Genomic DNA, 17634 nt, shown 5'->3' with positions numbered 1-17634 from the left:
TTAAGCCTCCCGGACATAGCGCTGACGGGCCGCTTCATAAAGTAAAATGGCTGCAGCCACGGCTACATTGAGGGATTCTACCGGCCCCCAAAGGGGAATTTTAACACAGGCAAAACTATCTTCCAGTAATTTAGGGCTGGGACCCCTATTTTCATTGCCCATCACAATGGCCAGCCTTCCCCTGTAGTCGCCATTATAATAGGGAAGAGTTCCGCCCACATGGGCAACTACCATTTTAACCTTGCCTTTGAGAAGAGAAACCAGATCCTGAACAGGTACACCCGTAACGATCGGCAAGTAAAAAAGGGCGCCCATGGCCGCCCGAACAACTTTTTCATTATAAAGATCAACTGTACCGGAAGTTAAAACAGCCCCCGTACACCCGGCAGCCACAGCAGTGCGTAACATAGTCCCTAAATTGCCCGGATCTTGTATGGCGTCGGCTACTAATAAAAAAACCTCCTGGCCTTCCAGCAGTTCAGCTAAACTAGCCTTTCTTTGTCTGGCGATGGCCAGGATACCAGGTGGTGTAGTTGTAGCAGCAATGGTTTCCATTACTGAGGGCTTAACTTCCAGGCAGCGGTATCCCGCACCCTTGAGCTCGGTTAAAAGCCTGGCGTGCTCCGGCACTTTAAGGAAATTGTGGTCATAGAGAACAACCTCTACCTCCGCACCCGCTGTCAGGGCTTCAGAAATAAGATGTTCTCCTTCCAGTAAATATAATCCCGTCCTTTCCCGCTGGGAACGCCGGTGGAGGGACCGGGCCAATTTCACATACTTGTTGGCCCGCGAAGTAATCATTTCGCTCACGGGCTTACTCTCGCTCCTGAAAACGCTCCAACGCCTTAGTAGGTCCGACAATGACCAGAATATCTCCTTCCCTGATCATATCTTCGGCACCCGGAGCCACTAAAATATTATTTCCTCGTTTAATAGCCACTACCATAGTGCCATGCCTGGCCCTTAAATTTAGCTCTCCCAGGGTCTTCCCGGCCAGGCGGTGAGACGCTGCAATTTCCTCAATACTATAATCGGGCGACAAGTCAATATGCTCCAGTACATTTCCTGCTGCCAGGGTACGGGCTACCCTTACGCCCATATCGCGTTCCGGAAAGACAATCTTATCAGCCCCGATTTTGGCCAACACTTTAGCATGGAGGTCATTTAAGGCTTTAGCCACCACACATTTAACTCCCAATTCCTTGACCATTAGGGTTACCAAAATATTAGCCTCTACATTTTCCCCAATAGCCACAACAGCCACATCTACATTGCGAATACCGGCGGCCTTTAAAGCCTCTTCATCCCGGGCGTCGGCCTGGATGGCGTGGGTAACTTCATCCATTACAGCTTCTACCCTGGCACCATCAGAATCAATAGCCAGTACCTCGCATCCCATCCTGGCTAAAGAAGTTGCTAGACTGGCTCCAAAACGCCCTAGTCCAATAACAGCAAATTGTTTCATACGTTAGGCCCCAACTCCCAGCTTTTCTTTGGCTATCTCTACTAGATGTTGGAAACCAGCTTCATCATTGACAGCCATATCAGCTAGCACCTTACGATTTATCTCTATCCCTGCCCGCTTTAATCCATTAATAAACCGGCTGTAAGTCAGGCCATTCTGCCGGGCTGCCGCGTTGATACGAGCAATCCACAGCTTGCGGAAGTCGCCCTTGCGTTTGCGCCTGTGGGCATAGGCATACATCAAAGATTTCATTACTTGCTGGTTGGCTACCCGGAACAGCTTGGACTTGGCTCCAAAGTACCCTTTGGCCAGCTTTAGTATCTTTTTATGACGTTGTCTTTTGGTCACACCTCGTTTTACCCTAGACATATCCCATTCCCCCTTTAAACCCCATACGGTAACAACCTGGCTATCCGCCGCCGGTCTGCAGCCGATACCAGAGCAGGTCTTCTCAAATTGCGCTTTCTTTTAGCACTCTTACCGGTCAAAAGATGGCTCTTAAAAGCCTTGGAACGCTTGATCTTGCCCTTGGCCGTTACGCGGAAACGTTTAGCGGCTCCCCGGTGCGTCTTCATTTTGGGCATTTTCTCCACCTCTTGTCTTTTATTGGTTCTTGGGCGCCAATATCATGACCATGTTACGCCCTTCTAGCTTGGGCGGCCTTTCAACGGAGGCTATCTCCGAGACCTGGTCGGCCAACCGCCAACAAAGCTTTTCTCCCAACTCAGGGTGAGAGATTTCGCGGCCGCGAAACATTACCGTTACTTTAACCTTATCGCCGTCTTCCAGGAAGCGAAGGGCGTTACGGGCCTTGACCTGGAAATCGTGCTCCTCAATGCCGGGCCGCAGCTTTACCTCTTTAATGTTAATGATACGTTGCTTTTTCCTGGCCTCTCGCTCCCGCTTGCTCTGTTCATACTTATATTTACCAAAATCCATAATCCGACAGACAGGCGGGCGGGCTTGCGGTGCCACCTCCACTAAATCCAATCCCTGCTCTTGAGCTATACGCAAGGCTTCACGTAAAGGCATAATGCCAAGCTGCTGGCCGTCTGTTCCGACCAGGCGCACTTCCCGGGCCCGGATTTCTCCGTTCACCCTCCAGTCCTTACTGATAATTATTCACCTCCAGATGAAATTCCGCCCAGTAAAAAGAAAGGCGGGACCCTCCACCCGCTTATAGTTTATACTAAACCCTCTTTCCCTGGGCAAAAACCTTACCAGCCATAGGCTGTAAGGTGAGAAGCGGATGGCTTCTACTTTCCTGCGCTAGTATAGCATAGCCATAGATTACCGTCAATAAGCTAAACTTCCCGCGGCTACTCTCCTACCGACTTTTTTACCACCGCATGGCCTCCAAACTCGTGGCGCAGGGCAGCCACCATTTTCCCGGCAAAGCTCTCTTCTTGCACGGAGCGGAAACGTACCATCAGGGAAGCTGTAATCACCGGTGCAGGTATCCCCAACCGGAGAGCCTCCTCCACCGTCCAGAGGCCTTCGCCCGAATGGTGCACAACATCCTTTATACCAGCTAAGTTGCTATCTTTAGCCAGTGCCCTTTCAGTGAGGTCCATGAGCCAGCCGCGGATTACCGACCCGTGGCGCCACACCCCGGCCACTGCTCGTAAGTTGAGTTTAAAGGGCGCATTGGCCAGTATTTCCATACCCTCTCCTATAGCCTGCATCATACCATACTCGATGCCATTATGAACCATTTTGACATAATGGCCGCTCCCGCAAGGGCCTGTATGCAGGTAACCATTGGGCGCGCTTATATCTCTTAATAAAGGCTCCAAGTATTGGAATACATCTTCATCCGCCCCGACCATGGCACAAACACCGTAGCGGGCGCCTTCGATACCTCCGCTGGTCCCCACATCGGCAAAGCGAATCCCTTGGGTTCGCAGCTCTTCATAACGGCGCAGGCTATCGCGATAGTGAGAATTACCACCATCCACAATAATATCACCGGGGTTAAGTAGCGGGATCAGTTGTTCAATAACTTTATCCACTGCCTCACCAGCCGGAACCATAAGCCAGATGAGCCGAGGGGACTGAAGCTTTTGCACCATGTCTTCCAAGCTGTATACGCCCTGGATACCCTGGCTCACCGCTCGATCTACAGTTTCCTTAGTCCTGGCGTAACCTATCACCTCGTGGCCATGGTCCCGCATATTGAGGGCCAGATTTAGTCCCATCCTGCCTAAGCCAACCAGACCTATTTGCAAACTCAACTACCTCCCATCAATTACTTCAAAATCAGCTCTCTCGCCTTTTAAAACCTGAATGATGCTTTTGGCTGCCGCCAGACCCATCCTCAGATTAGCCTCTCGCGTATAAGCTCCGATATGGGGAGTTACAACTACGTTATCTAGTTCGAGTAAAGGGCTATTCGTTGGCGGTTCCTGAGTAAAAACATCTAAAGCAGCCGCCTTAATCCAGCCATTTTTAAGGGCCCGATATAGGGCTTCTTCATCTACCAGTTCTCCCCTGGCAGTGTTTATTAATATGGCTTCCTTCTTCATCAGGCATAGCCGTTCTTCGTTAATTAAGTGATAAGTCCCCTGAGTTAAAGGAGCGTGTAAGCTAACAAAGTCAGACTCTCTTAAAAGGTCATCCAGGGTTGTATAGATTATCCCCAGTTGAGTGGCAGCTTCGGTATTAGGCCAGGGATCGTAAGCCAGAATACGCATATGGAAACCGCGAGCCCGGTGCGCTACAGCCAGCCCGATTCGCCCAGTACCAATAATACCTATGGTCTTCTCCCAAACTTCACATCCCACAACTCTATCCCATCTACTCTGCCTGGTAATCCTATCCGCCTGGGGAATACCCCTGGCCACAGCTAGAAGGAGCCCCCACACCAGGTCGGCCACTGCCTGGGTATTACTTCCCGGTGCATTAGTAACCACAATCCCCCGCCGTCTGGCCGCGGCAATATCTATGTTATCCACACCTACGCCGTGCTTAGCTATCACCTTTAACTCAGGCGCGGCTTCCATGACCCTTTCAGTAACCGGGTCCACACCCACCAGCAAGGCCTGGAGCGGTCGACGTCGTAAAACTGCCTCTATCATCTCTTCCTCGGTTAAGGGCCGGTCCTTATCATTCCAGACAAGCTCCAAACCTTGCTCCTCCAGGAGTTTTTTAGGTTCCGGCGCATAGCGGGAAAAAGAAAGGGCGGTAACAAAGACCTTGCCTGTTAAAGCCGTCAATTATTTCTCCACCTCCCCATTTAACCTCACTGAGCATCGCGCCTTTGAAAATTGCTAATAAGAGTAAAGTGCCTCTGGAGACTCCAGTAGATTTGCTGGTACAGCTGATAGAGTTCGCGATAAATCTCCTGGGCTTGCCGGTCGGGTATAAATTCTTGGCGCACTTTTACCATCTTAGCTATAGCCCCTATCCCGTCCACAAAACCCAATCCCATCATAGCCAATAAAGCAGCACCCAACGAGGGAGCCTCGTGGATCACAGGTAATTTAACTGGGTACCCGAAAACATCGCTCATAATCTGGCACCATAGGGGAGACCGGGTAAAACCTCCTGTGGCTCTGACCTCCGCCGGTTCCCCTACCACTTCTGTAATGGCCTGGAAAACACTATACATACGATAAATTACACCTTCCATTAGGGCGCGTACCAAATGGGCCTTCCCGTGATGCAAGCCGAGACCAAAAATTACCCCGCGGGTATCGGGATTCCAGTAGGGGCTTCTTTCTCCCGTAAGAAAAGGCAAACAAAGTAACCCTTCCGCACCCGGTCTTACCTTTTCCGCCAGCCTATTAAGTAGTTCATAAGCATCTATCCCCTTTTCTTCAGCTTCCCTGACTTCCTTTTCTCCCAGAGCGTCCCGGAACCAGCGGTAAACAAGACCACCATTATTAATGGCTCCTCCCACCATCCAGTGATTGTCACTCATAACATAACACCAGGTCCGCCCCTGGGGATCGGTAAGGGGTTTTTCCGATATAACGCGTATAGCCCCACTTGTCCCCACCATAGCTACCATCTGACCAGGGGCACAAGCTCCTGAGCCCAGGTTGGAGAGGGCACCATCAGCAGCGCCAATAACTACTGGTAAACCTTCAGGAACCCCTAATTGTACGGCCATCTCCCTCTTCAGTCTTCCAACTATTTGAGTTACAGGAACAGGTTCACTTAGCTGTTCCCGGCGGATACCTACCAGCTCTAGACACTGCTCATCCCATTGGAGAGAATGAATATTAAACAGGCCCGTCCCCGAGGCTACTGATTTGTCAATTGCGAACTGCTCAAACCAGCGATAGATAACATATTCCTTTATAGAAATAAATTTGGCCGTCCGCTGGAATATTTCCGGCCTTTCCTCTTTAAACCATAAAATCTTGGCCAGAGGATACATGGGGTGAACCCGACAGCCTGTACGGCTGTAAATCTGCATACCATTATCCGTGCCCTTGAGAAACTCAGCCTGGCGGACACTGCGATTATCCGCCCAAATAATAGCATTGCTGAGCAGTTCTCCCTTGGCACCCAGGGCAATAAGGCTATGAAATACCGAACCCAGACCCATCCCGGCTATGCTACTGTTGTTTACTCCCGACTGCAACACGCACTGTTTCACTGCCCTGCAGATAGCCTGATATACCCTTTCCGGTTCGTGTTCAGCCCACCCCGTTTGAGGTTGCAGCAAGGGATATTCCTCTGCCGCTACACTTATAACTTGACCATTAAGATCAAAAAGTGCAGCACGACAGCCGGTAGTCCCTATATCCAGGCCAATAAAATAAGGACCTTTCACTACATGTTACCTCCTGCTACAACTGGTAAAATTTCCCCTCCATGTCTAAAACATATAACTTTAGCCTGGTGCCCTTTAAGGCTATAAGCCATTTCTAAAGCGTCCTGCGGTGTTGGTGCCCATTTAAAGCCTATTTTTTTGGCTACTTCAGGACCAATCCCCGGGGAAACCAAGATACATGAGGCTTTCTTTTGAATAACCTCACCTACGTGAACCAGGTGAGCGGCCACCGTTAGGTCAGTGAGGGTGCCCTCCTCTACCAGCCTTTTTACTTCTTCTAACGGACGGTAACCCACCTCCTCTACTGCTGGGTGTTGCGAGGCAACACCCTCAGGGCACGGCGTTACCAGGATTATTACTCCATTCTCCTTGACAGCCAGGTCAGCTGAGTAAATACCTTTAGCCGCTTGCCACATCTCCACATCAGCGGGGTAAGAATCTGTCAGCACTATATCGGCCAGTTCCGGTATCCGCACGCCAAAAACCTCCATAGAGGCCCGGCATCCCGCACGGTGGGCGGCCACCAGATCCCCGCACACAGCTGCTACAATACGGCCCTGCCTGTCCTGAACTACATTTAAAATAGCGTCCAATCCGGCCTGTCTGGCCACCATTTCTATCTCCTGCCGGACAGGGTTATCGGGCTTACCCATTATCTCTTGGCCCTGGTAGAGGGCGCTCAACCAGTGGGTCTGCTCTGTTGTCCGGCCACCGCAAACGGCTGGCTGGATTATCTTACCCCCTCCACTAAACCCTGCCACTCTGTGGGGTACAATGTGGCCGATACCCAGGACAAAATCAGCCTTCAGCACTTCTTTATTGAGCCAGATTTCCGTCCCGTTGGGCGTTTTCCCGATAAACTCCAAATTGGAGCTGTCGCGCCAGTTGTGGCTTACAACTCTAAACCTGCGCACCGCCTCAGCCCCTAACTTCTTTTCGCTCTCCGCCGGAGTCATGGGCCGGTGGGTACCCAGGCCCACCAGAATAGTTATATTATCTTCCGATATCCCGCCCTCTTTCAATTCCTCAAAAACCAGGGGCAGGATTTTATAAACAGGAGTAAGGCGGGTATTGTCGTCTACTATAATCAGAACATTCTTCTTGCCCTTTGCCATTTCGGCAATTCTCGGGGTACCTATGGGGTTAAGGAGAGCTCGGATTATAATATCTTCTTCCCTTTCCTGGCTGGTAAACTCCAGGGGTTCAAACAGCCCCAGCAGATTTTCATCTTCGATGATCTCAACTTCCGGAACATCATCGTAGTAAAATTTGATCCGCATATTTTCCCTTTCACTCCTTAAAGTCTATCTGCAAACTTTACCGTCCCACAAGATTGGGAATAAACATAACTGCCTGGGGTATAAACAACATGATAAACAGGACGATAACCATGGTAAGCACAAAGGGGTAAATGTACTTGCTGAGCTCTACAATACTCAAACGTCCTAGGCGGCAACCTACGTAAAGGACAGAGCCAACCGGTGGAGTCAGTAGCCCGATAGCCAGGTTAACGGTCATAATCACGCCCAAATATACCGGATCTATACCAAAACTTTTAGCTATAGGAACTAAAATAGGTCCCAAGATAAGTAAAGCCGGAGTTAAATCCATAACCATACCTACCAAAAGTAGTAGAACGTTTATAACAATCAAGACCCCCAACTGCGTGCTGGCCAGTGCCCTGACAGTCTCACCTAGAAGGTGCGGGATACGGGCCACAGTAATAAAATACCCGGCGGCGGTAGCAGCCCCGCAGACAAAAATAACTATAGAGGTCCCTATGGCTGCATCGACCAGTACGCGGGGCAAGTCTTTCCATTTAAGCTCACGATAAATTAGCCCCGACACCACAAAGGCATATACTACTGCTATTACACCGGCCTCTGTAGGCGTAAAGATACCGCTGACAATGCCACCCAAAATTATCAACGGCATTATAAGAGCCCAAAAGGCATCCTTGGTGGCTACAAACAATTCTTTAAACGAAGCCCTCTCCGTTACCGGGTACCCACTCTTGCGGGCAATAAAGTACCAGTGGATCATTAAGGCCAGGCCTATAACTACACCCGGAAAAATTCCGCCTAAGAAAAGCTTGGTAACCGAGACGCCTGCAATAACACCGTATAAGATCATGGGCAGGCTGGGAGGTATTATGGGTCCGATACACCCCGCCGCACAGATAAGAGCTGTACTTTTACCCTTATGATAGCCCTCCTTTTCCATAACCGGCAGCATAATGGAACCGATAGCCGAGGTATCCGCTACGGCCGTACCCGAAACCCCGGCAAAAATCATGCAAGCTAGGACTGATACATAACCTAAGCCGCCTTTGATATGGCCGATTAAAGCTTTGGCAAAGTTTACTATGCGCTCCGAAAGTCCCCCCACAGTCATAATCTCACCGGCCAGCATGAAAAAAGGAATAGCCATCAGGGGGAAATTATCTACACCATACATAAAGTACTGGGCGATGGTACTGGTAGCTACGCTGCCCTTAACAAACATAAGTACGATAGCGGTTAAGGCCAAGGAAAAACCTATGGGCACTCCTACCAGGAGAAAGGCGAAAAGGCTGATCAAGAATACGGTTAGCACCCTGCTATTCACTCCTACCTCTAAATTCTCTGAATAGGCGGCCCACAACAATGAGAAGCATGCCAAAAGCGCTAAAAGGTATGGTCAGATTAATATATCCATAAGGAATTCTGGTAGCGGGAGCGGGCCACGTCATGCCTAGCTCTACCATTTTCCTGCCGCCGTCAATCATAGCTACCAGCACTATACACACCAGTATGCCGGCAATTATGCGCAAGACCTTCTGTACTCCAGGTGGCGTAAGTTTGTATAAAATATCCACCCCCAGGTGCTGCTGCCGGTACATGGCAATAATAGCACCTAAAAACACCAGATAGACCAGCACGAAGCGGGAAATTTCTTCCGACCAGGCAAAGGTCTTACCGAAGACATAACGGGCCACGACATTCCCAAAGACCACAATTACCATTATTACTAGAAGGATTCCCACTATATATTCCAGCAACCTGATCAGAATAGCTTTATTCGAACTCACTCTGTACCCTCCTTCCCGCGCATTACAATACTGAACAGTTATAGTAGCCCGGAGAGGCTGCTTTCCGGGCTACTACAACCGACTTGGCTAACTCTTACCCAAGGGACGTTACATCTTCTGAATAGCCTCTATAACAGGCTTAACCTCCGGATAGTCCCTCATCCACTTCTCATATACAGGCTTAACTGCCTCGCGGAAAGGCCCAAGGTCAGGTGTGGTAACCTTGATACCTTTTTGCTTTAAAGTTTCGATAGCTTCTTTCTCAGCTTTAATCAGGGCGTCCCATTCATACTCAGCTGTCTTTTGGGCAGCCTCAGCAATAATTTTTTGGTCCTCAGGAGACAAGGTCTGCCAGAACTTCTCGCTAATAATAAACACATTGGGTCCCAAGATATGGTTGGTCAGGGCAAGATAAGGCTGTACTTCATACCACCCGGCAGTCAGCAGGGTAGTGGGCGGGTTCTCCTGACCATCTACTACCTTCTGCTGCAGGGCGCTGAACAGCTCCGACATAGGCATGGTCATAACGTTAAATCCCATAGCTTTCAAACCATCAATAAAGATGGGATTCTGAGGAACACGTAAACGAATGTCCTTGGAATCTTCAATGCTATTGATCGGTTTTTTAGAATTGGAAACAGCCCGTAGCCCATTCACGGTAATGGCCAGGGGTCGCATCCCTTGTTGAATCAATCCTTCTAGCATCTGGTCCTTAATGGGGCTATTATATACTTTCCTGGCATGATCGTAATCCCGGAATAGATAAGGTAGCTCTGCTATCCGCAATTTGGGGAGAGTCTCAGCAATCAATAGCCCCGGCATAGCCATTTCGATAGTGCCGTTTCTGACGCCCTCAATGAATTCTTTTTCTCCACCCAGCTGGTTATTGGGATACACCTCAACTACGAACTTGCCGTTGCTGTTCTTCTCTACCTCAGGTTTAAAGACTTCCAGTAGCGCTTTGTTTTGAGGATGGGTTTCCGGGAAATAGTGAGCCACCTTGATGGTTATTTTCTTCCCACCCTGGCCGCTTTTCTGGTCTCCAGCTTGCTGCTTCTGACCCCCACCACATCCAACGACGGCGAAAGCCAGAAGCGTAAATACAGCTATTATACCCGCTACCTTCTTAAACTTAAGCAATCCCTATCCCTTCCTTCTTACTTACTATACTTGGCTATCTCAGCCTTAACCTGCTCAATAAGGTCTTTCCCGATTTCATTTTCAAACTGCCGATATACCCCTTCAGTAGCTTTCCGGAATTCATTCGCTTGTTCGGGCGTGAGTTCGGTGACTACCATACCTGCCTTACGTAGGTTGTCAGCCATTTGCTTCATCTGCTCGCGGTTATACTGGCGCTGGAAATCGCCAGCTTCTCTGGCAGCCTTCTTGATGAGATCCTGGTCTTCCTTGGATAAACCATCCCAGAACTTTTTACTGATCATGAAAACAAAGGGACTGTAGAAGTGGTTTGTAAGGGTGACATATTTTTGCACCTCATAGAACTTCTGAAGGTAAATGGTAGTCAAAGGATTCTCCTGTCCATCGATGGTACCCTGCTGCATGGCTGTGAACAACTCGCCAAAGGGCATGGGTGTGGGATTAGCCCCTAAAGCCCGGAAGGTGGCGAGATGCACCTGGTTCTCCATGGTACGGATCTTTAGACCTTTCAGATCAGCAGGACTTTTCACCTCACGCTTACTATTGGTGAGTTGGCGAAAACCATTCTCCCAGTAAGCCAAGCCGATAATCCCTTTTTCCGGCAGGCTATCCAGGATTTTTTGACCCACGGGGCCGTCCAAAACTTTATCCGCTACCTGTTCATTGGGGAACAGGAAGGGTAAGTCGAACACCATAAACTTCTTGCTTAGGCCCGCTATGGGAGCTGTGGAGGGACAGGTCATCTCCTGGGTCCCCATGCGCAGAGCTTCCATCATTTTAACATCGTCGCCCAGCTGGCTGTTAGGATAAAGCTGGACCTCAAACTTGCCGTTAGAGCCCTTTTCTACCATCTCCTTAAATTTTTCCAACCCTTTGTATTGAGGGCTCTTCTCATTAAGACCTATTCCCACCTTTATGATTTTCTTCTGAGGTTGGGAAGAAGATGCCTTTTGTTCGCTCGCAGGCTTCCCCCCGCAGCCTGCCACCACCAGCAGTAACGTAACCGCCAAGACCAAAAGGGAGATTACTTTTTTAATCAAGCTCCTTCCTCCTCTCCTTGTTCATAATTTCTTCTTTTTATAAAGGGTACTAATTTGAAAACCTGCTATCCTATAAGGCATACCCCCTTTCTCATATCCTCGAGAGCGACAAATTTAAAAGTGCAGAACTTAGCGTGCTAATCCGGGAATATAAAGTACCAGAGGGGGTATATAAGTAATCAAGAAAAGAACTGCTACCATGACTAACAAAAACGGCCAGAGTTCGCGCACTACTTCCGACATATTCAACTTGCTCAAGCCGCAGGCGGTAAACAGTACGGTTCCTACCGGAGGAGTGATCAGGCCTATACAGAGATTGACCACCATTATAACTCCAAAGAAGAGGGGGTCTACACCCACTCGAGTTACCACCGGAAGCAATATGGGCGCCAATATGAGAAGTGCCGGAGTGAGGTCCATAACCATGCCGACCAATAACAGCAAGATATTGACCAAAAATAATATTACGTAACGGTTATCAGAAATAGATAATAGGGCATCAGCCAACATTTTGGGCACCTGAGCCAGGGTTATCAGGTAGGCTGCTGCAGTTGCTGCCCCACAGACGAAAAGGACCACTGCAGTTCCCCGGACGGTAGAAACCATAATAGGCAGCAAGTCAGACCACCGCAAGGAACGGTAAATCAAAGAGGCCACCACCAAGGCATACACTACAGCAATAACTGCCGCTTCCGTGGGGGTGTAAATCCCTGTCAAAATACCCCCCAAGATGATAACCGGGAGTAGCAGTGCCCAGAAGGCTTCTTTGAAGGAATACCACATTTCAGCCAGGGATATGCGCTCGCTGGCAGTATACCCTTCCTTCCTGGATACAAGGTACCACACGAACATCAAGCCCAACCCGATTAGAATACCCGGGATTACGCCCCCTAGAAACAGCTTTACAATAGATTCTCCTGCCACTACCCCGTAAAGGATCATGGGAATGCTAGGAGGAATAACCGGCCCTATGGTACCGGCTGCAGCTATCAGTGCGGTACTTCTATTGATGTTGTACTTTTCTTCCCTCATAATGGGCAGCAATACCGAGCCTATAGCCGAAGTATCAGCAATAGCCGAACCAGATATGCCGGCAAAGATCATACTGGCGACTACAGCTACATAGCCCAGCCCGGCCGCCAAAAAGCCGACCAGTGACTTGGCAAAACGCACGATTCGGCCCGAAAGGCCGCCAGCATTCATGATCTCTCCTGCCAGCATGAAAAAGGGGATAGCCAATAAAGGGAAATTATCTATTCCTCTAATCATACTTTGAGCAATCATTTCAAAGGACAGAGTATTTAAATACAACATCATAATCACAGCTGTTAATATAAGGGCAAAAGCAACTGGCAGGCTTAAAATTAATAAACCAAACAACGAAACAAGAAATACAACTAGCATCTACTATTTTCCCCTCCCAGCCTCTTTAAAGGAAATGAGCCTACCCACCAATCTCCACACTACAAGTAACAACATAGCGGCCGACATTATGGGCACAATAATTTCCACTATTCCATAAGGAATGCCCGTAGCCGGGGCGGGCCAGCTGAAATTACCACTAGTAAGCCGGACACCGCCTATAAAAAGAATTATTAGAGCAGCAGTCATTAACGCGTCTACTAAAATTTGTATCCATTTCTGCACCACGGCAGGAAACTGCTTAACCACAATGTCGATCCCCAAATGACCATACTCTACAAGGGCGAGAAAAGCCCCTATAAATACAATCCATATAAACATAAACCGAGATATCTCTTCCGTAAATGCCAATGAAAAATTCAAAAAATAGCGGAATATCACATTTGCAAATACCACTACAACCATCACACCCAAAAGAACTGCTGATATATACTCCAGCGGCTTTTTCCACAGCTCGGAGCCCTTACCCGCCACCTTTTTACCCCCTTAGTCCATCGATCTTTCATATTTTACATTAGACAAGAAGTCAAAAATTCCTGCTCGCGTCGAAAAAAATTTTAATTAATAGATCCATTAAACTGAAATCATTTTTGTTTTTTACTAGGGCTAGCTTCAACAGAATCAAGGAAATCATTGTGAAAGCTCTCGTATTGCATTTGGTTTACTTTAAAATAATTTGGGCCTAAGTTTAAAATAATTTTATTCTGCGATTAAGGCAAATGAAAAGAATAGCCCTACCTGGACAGCCACCCGCCATCTACACATAAAATATGTCCATTAACATAATCCGAAGCATGAGAAGCCAGAAAAATAGCTGCTCCCACCAGGTCTTCCGGCTTCCCCCACCGGCCAGCGGGTATCCTTTCTAAAATCTGCCTGTTTCTCACTTCGTCAGCCATCAGGGATTTATTCATTTCGGTATCAATATAACCAGGGGCGATAGCATTAACATTTACCCCATATCTTGCCAGCTCGTTGGCCAAGGCTTTGGTCAGCTGGGCTACACCGCCTTTGCTGGCTGCATAGGCCGGAACCGTATAACCGCCCTGAAAGGAAAGCATAGAAGCCAGGTTGATTATTTTACCCCATCCATTTTTCTTCATAATGGCGGCCGCTGCCTGGCTAAGGATGAACACAGCCTTTAAGTTTACTTGTATGACGTCATCCCAGTCCTTCTCCGTAAATTCTAGTACCGGATTGCGCCGCTGGATCCCAGCATTATTGACCAATATATCCAGCCGCCCGTAGGTTTCCAAGGTCTTGCCTATGATAACTTCTTTAGCCTGGCCCGGATTAAAGAGATCCGCATTAATTTTTAAGCATCTCCTGCCTGTCTCGAGAATCTGTCTTTCGGTCTCCTCCAAGTTACCCCTGCTCACAACTGCCAAGTCCGCTCCGGCCTTGGCCAATCCTATCGCAATGGCCTGCCCTATTCCCCTACTAGCCCCTGTGACTAGAGCTACTTTACCGTGTAGATCAAATAATTCTAGCATTTAACCTGCCCTCCCAAGGAACTTCCCGTCAGGGAATGTGAAACAGAATCTTCATGCCTTCTCCTTTTTCCATGGTGGTAAAGGCTTGTTCAGCTTCTTCTAATCCGAAAATATGGGTTACTATTCCGTCTACTTTGATCCTCTGTTTATACACCATATCTACCGCAATCTCATAGTCTTCAAAATTATACACTCTAACCCCAGTAATATCTAATTCTCGGAAGTTAACAGACCTGTAATCTACATTGGGCGGCTCATTAAATACGGCAACTACCACAATCTGTCCTCGGATTTTTACTAGCCTGGTACCCAATTCCGCTGTTGCCCTAACTCCGGCTGAGTCAAATACTATATCAGCACCTTTTCCCCCGGTTATCCTGTTTATCTCAGTTACAATATCATCGGTGAGCGGATTCAACACCAAAAAGCCCCGCGCCCGGGCTCTTTTTATACGTTCACTAGACACGTCGGTTACGATTACTTCTCTCGCCCCAGCCGCCCTGCAAGCTTCAGCCACCAGAGTACCGATAGGCCCGGCGCCCAATATTGCTACTACATCACCCATCCTTAACCTAGAGAGGCGAACAGTATGGACCGCCACGGCCACCGGCTCAACTAAGGTTGCCTCAACGGGGGACATATCATCCGGTATCTTATGTAGCCTGTTTGTAGGAACTACCGCATATTCTGCGTAGCCACCATCCCGATCGATGCCCAGCAAACCCAGGTGGGCACATACGTGATAAGCACCTGTTCGACAAGCATGACACTTCCCACAGGATAATAAAGGCTCTACTACTACCTTGTCTCCTACTTTTACTTTGTCGCTCTTGCCATTTAAAGAAACTACCTCACCACAAAACTCGTGTCCCATAACCAGGGGAGCCCGGGCTCGCGGGTGAACCCCATGATAAATGTGCATGTCGGTACCGCAGATACCAGCGTAAAATACTTTGAGCAGTGCCTCTCCTGCCCCCGGTTGTGGATTATCAATAGCCTTAAGCCGCAGCTTTCTCGGCCCTTCGTAAACTAGTGCTTTCAAGCCCCTTTTCCTCCCTTGTGCTACCCCTGAGCAGGAGTGTAGCTCGCCAGACATATAATATAATTCCATAAGATCGAGAAAAATTCCTTCTTGACTTGGAAAAATTTTTGATATTTAATATGCTAGGTGAAAATATCTTATCAATTTTAAACTCAGCAGACTGATTAGTCTAGGTACTACTAGAGGGGTTGGAAACTTTATGGATGACGCTAAGGAGGTTTTATAATATAATAACAAAAAATAGTTTCTTTAAAAGGAAATTAAAAGGAAAACGTCGAACTATACATTATGAAAAGCCAGGGGCACGTAGGAGGAAAGCATAAATGATTAATCCCTCAAGAAACATCATTTCAACTCTAGAGGGCACTCTGGTAAAGCTACGGAGTATCCACCCATCGTTACGACCGGCTGAAGCCCGCGTGGCAGAGTGGATCCTTAATAATCCCCACGAAATTGTGCACATGTCCATCACTGAGCTAGCTGAAAAGTGCGAAGTGGCCGAAGCCACTGTTGTGCGTCTTTGTAAAAAACTGGGTTATAATGGTTTTCAGGAAATTAAGATATCCCTAGCCCGCGATCTGGTTGAACCCATAAAAAGCATTCACGAAGAAGTTTTGCCAACTGACGATCTGCGCACCATGAGCCACAAAGTTTTTCACAGCGCCATGGAGAGCTTATCTGATACTCTTAAAATCTTAGATTACAACGAATTGGAAAGAGCTATCCGGGCTATCGCCTCAGCACGCAAAATAGATTTTTACGGTGTTGGCGCTTCCGGTTTCGTAGCCCTCGATGCCCATCACAAAATGTTTAAAACCGGTTTGCTGAGTGCTGCTTATAATGATGCCCATATGCAAATCATTTCGGCTGGCTTTTTGGGTGATCAGGATGTAGCAGTAGGTATTTCTCATTCAGGGAGTACCAAAGATGTAATTGAATCTTTGAAGATCGCCAAAAACGCCGGAGCTACTACCATTTGCATCACCAGCTTTATGAAATCGCCCATCACTAAGGTCTCAGATATTAAACTAGTAGTCGCGGCCCGCGAAACGACCTTCCGCAGTGAAGCCATGGCCGCCAGAATTGCGCAGCTTTGCCTTATTGACTTGATAGTAGTGGGAGTTTCTATGCTAAGGCAGGAAGAAAGCCTTGTAGCTATAGATAAGATGCGGCGTAGCATCGCTTTAAAGCGTTATTGAAGGGGAGAGGAAACATGCAATTAAAAGGCATTATTCCCGCTATGCTAACCCCTTTTAATGAGGGTGGCGAGATAGATTTCGGGCTCTTACGTACTTACGTGGATTTTCTTATTGATCGCGGTGTAACCGGTCTGTTCCCCACCGGTACCAATGGTGAAGGACCGGCCCTTAAGCTAGAAGAGCGCAAAAAAATTGCCGAAGTGGTTGTGGACCAGGCCAAGAAAAGGGTACCCGTCATTGTACAAACTGGGGCCATCACTACCGAAGATACAATTGAACTTACAAAACACGCTAGGGAAATAGGTGCGGATGCCGCCGCTGTATTACCACCCTTTTACTTTCCCCATGATGAGCAAGCTTTAGAGGCCCATTTTCGCGCTGTGGCCGAAGCAGTGCCTGATTTTCCAATCTATCTTTATAACATTCCGGGCAATGCCAAGAACGACCTTAAACCGCGCCTGGTCAAGAGGCTGGCTGAAGCCTCCCCTAATATTTGCGGTTTAAAAGATAGCTCCAAGGATATGACCCGGCTGGAAGATTATATAGATACCCTGGGCCCCAATTTCACTGTAATTGTAGGTACCGATACCCTTATCCTACCTGCGCTGGTAATGGGTGGGGCAGGAGTAGTCTCAGCCGTGGCTAACGTCTTTCCCGAACCCTGTGTTGAACTTTACCAAGCTTACCTGGCCGGTAACTTGAGCTTGGCCAGAGAAAAGCAATATTTTGTTAACCGCCTCCGCTCTATCCTGAAGGAGGGGCCTTATATTACTCCCTACCGTTATGCCCTCACCATGAGGGGCCTTCCCTTTATGTCTGTACGCCCGCCCTTCCGGCCTTTAACAGACAAAGAAGAGGAACAGTTAACCGCAGGTTTGCGCTCATTAAATCTTATTTAGCGTAGAGCTAAAAAAGTATATAGGGCCCTGGCAAGGCTTTACCAGGGCCCTAAATCCAACCTC

19 protein-coding genes and 1 other annotated feature are annotated in these 17634 nt (G+C 48.3%); of the genes, 2 read left to right on the top strand and 17 right to left on the bottom strand.

Annotated elements, in window-relative coordinates; translation table 11 throughout:
• The 17 genes from AC1BI1_RS08810 to AC1BI1_RS08730 form a co-directional block, all read right to left on the bottom strand.
• The gene (locus AC1BI1_RS08810) at positions 1-801 is read right to left on the bottom strand and encodes a TrmH family RNA methyltransferase (RefSeq protein ID WP_476716938.1); all 801 of its coding nucleotides are present in this window, start codon (positions 799-801) and stop codon (positions 1-3) included.
• 13 nt (positions 802-814) lie between these two features.
• Positions 815-1465, bottom strand: a complete 651-nt coding sequence (locus tag AC1BI1_RS08805) for a potassium channel family protein (RefSeq protein ID WP_476716914.1) — start codon at positions 1463-1465, stop codon at positions 815-817.
• Between the two features lie 3 nt (positions 1466-1468).
• Entirely contained in the window at positions 1469-1834 is a 366-nt protein-coding gene (gene rplT, locus AC1BI1_RS08800; RefSeq protein WP_476716913.1) for a 50S ribosomal protein L20, read from the bottom strand.
• A gap of 14 nt (positions 1835-1848) precedes the next feature.
• Positions 1849-2049, bottom strand: a complete 201-nt coding sequence (gene rpmI / locus AC1BI1_RS08795; RefSeq protein ID WP_476716912.1) for a 50S ribosomal protein L35 — start codon at positions 2047-2049, stop codon at positions 1849-1851.
• 19 nt (positions 2050-2068) lie between these two features.
• Positions 2069-2563: a translation initiation factor IF-3 gene (gene infC, locus AC1BI1_RS08790; protein ID WP_476716911.1), complete on the bottom strand. Its 495-nt coding sequence runs from the start codon at positions 2561-2563 to the stop codon at positions 2069-2071.
• Between the two features lie 47 nt (positions 2564-2610).
• Positions 2611-2733: a sequence feature (ribosomal protein L20 leader region), on the bottom strand.
• Positions 2734-2784: 51 nt separating this feature from the next.
• The gene (gnd, locus tag AC1BI1_RS08785) at positions 2785-3693 is read right to left on the bottom strand and encodes a phosphogluconate dehydrogenase (NAD(+)-dependent, decarboxylating) (protein ID WP_476716910.1); all 909 of its coding nucleotides are present in this window, start codon (positions 3691-3693) and stop codon (positions 2785-2787) included.
• Between the two features lie 6 nt (positions 3694-3699).
• Positions 3700-4680: a phosphoglycerate dehydrogenase gene (locus AC1BI1_RS08780; protein ID WP_476716909.1), complete on the bottom strand. Its 981-nt coding sequence runs from the start codon at positions 4678-4680 to the stop codon at positions 3700-3702.
• A 26-nt stretch (positions 4681-4706) separates the two neighbouring features.
• On the bottom strand, positions 4707-6248 hold the full coding sequence (locus tag AC1BI1_RS08775; RefSeq protein ID WP_476716908.1) for a gluconokinase: 1542 nt from the start codon (positions 6246-6248) through the stop codon (positions 4707-4709).
• Positions 6248-7528: a nickel-dependent lactate racemase family protein gene (locus AC1BI1_RS08770; RefSeq protein WP_476716907.1), complete on the bottom strand. Its 1281-nt coding sequence runs from the start codon at positions 7526-7528 to the stop codon at positions 6248-6250. The genes AC1BI1_RS08775 and AC1BI1_RS08770 overlap by 1 nt, the downstream gene beginning before the upstream one ends.
• Before the next feature lie 37 nt (positions 7529-7565).
• Positions 7566-8843 (bottom strand): TRAP transporter large permease, encoded by a 1278-nt coding sequence (locus AC1BI1_RS08765; protein WP_476716906.1) that lies wholly within the window; start codon positions 8841-8843, stop codon positions 7566-7568.
• 4 nt (positions 8844-8847) lie between these two features.
• Entirely contained in the window at positions 8848-9318 is a 471-nt protein-coding gene (locus AC1BI1_RS08760) for a TRAP transporter small permease (protein ID WP_476716905.1), read from the bottom strand.
• 108 nt (positions 9319-9426) lie between these two features.
• Entirely contained in the window at positions 9427-10458 is a 1032-nt protein-coding gene (locus AC1BI1_RS08755; RefSeq protein WP_476716904.1) for a TRAP transporter substrate-binding protein, read from the bottom strand.
• A gap of 17 nt (positions 10459-10475) precedes the next feature.
• Positions 10476-11516, bottom strand: a complete 1041-nt coding sequence (locus tag AC1BI1_RS08750; protein WP_476716903.1) for a TRAP transporter substrate-binding protein — start codon at positions 11514-11516, stop codon at positions 10476-10478.
• A gap of 129 nt (positions 11517-11645) precedes the next feature.
• Complete coding sequence (locus AC1BI1_RS08745) at positions 11646-12920, bottom strand: TRAP transporter large permease (RefSeq protein WP_476716902.1); 1275 nt, start codon at positions 12918-12920, stop codon at positions 11646-11648.
• Between the two features lie 3 nt (positions 12921-12923).
• A complete protein-coding gene (locus tag AC1BI1_RS08740) occupies positions 12924-13412 on the bottom strand; it encodes a TRAP transporter small permease (protein WP_476716901.1) in 489 nt (162 codons plus the stop codon).
• Positions 13413-13672: 260 nt separating this feature from the next.
• Positions 13673-14431: a 2-dehydro-3-deoxy-D-gluconate 5-dehydrogenase KduD gene (gene kduD / locus AC1BI1_RS08735; protein WP_476716900.1), complete on the bottom strand. Its 759-nt coding sequence runs from the start codon at positions 14429-14431 to the stop codon at positions 13673-13675.
• Positions 14432-14459: 28 nt separating this feature from the next.
• Positions 14460-15473, bottom strand: a complete 1014-nt coding sequence (locus tag AC1BI1_RS08730; RefSeq protein ID WP_476716899.1) for a zinc-dependent alcohol dehydrogenase — start codon at positions 15471-15473, stop codon at positions 14460-14462.
• Positions 15474-15796: 323 nt separating this feature from the next.
• On the opposite strand from AC1BI1_RS08730, the gene AC1BI1_RS08725 reads away from it, so the two are divergent.
• Together AC1BI1_RS08725 and dapA are read left to right on the top strand one after the other, a co-directional pair.
• Positions 15797-16672 carry a MurR/RpiR family transcriptional regulator gene (locus AC1BI1_RS08725; RefSeq protein ID WP_476716898.1) on the top strand — a complete coding sequence of 292 codons (876 nt, stop codon included), beginning with the start codon at positions 15797-15799 and terminating at the stop codon, positions 16670-16672.
• 14 nt (positions 16673-16686) lie between these two features.
• The gene (dapA, locus tag AC1BI1_RS08720) at positions 16687-17571 is read left to right on the top strand and encodes a 4-hydroxy-tetrahydrodipicolinate synthase (protein ID WP_476716897.1); all 885 of its coding nucleotides are present in this window, start codon (positions 16687-16689) and stop codon (positions 17569-17571) included.
• Positions 17572-17634: the final 63 nt, after the last annotated feature.

Source organism: Thermanaeromonas sp. DSM 22490 (assembly GCF_056378755.1).
This window is presented reverse-complemented; position numbering and strand designations above follow the sequence as displayed.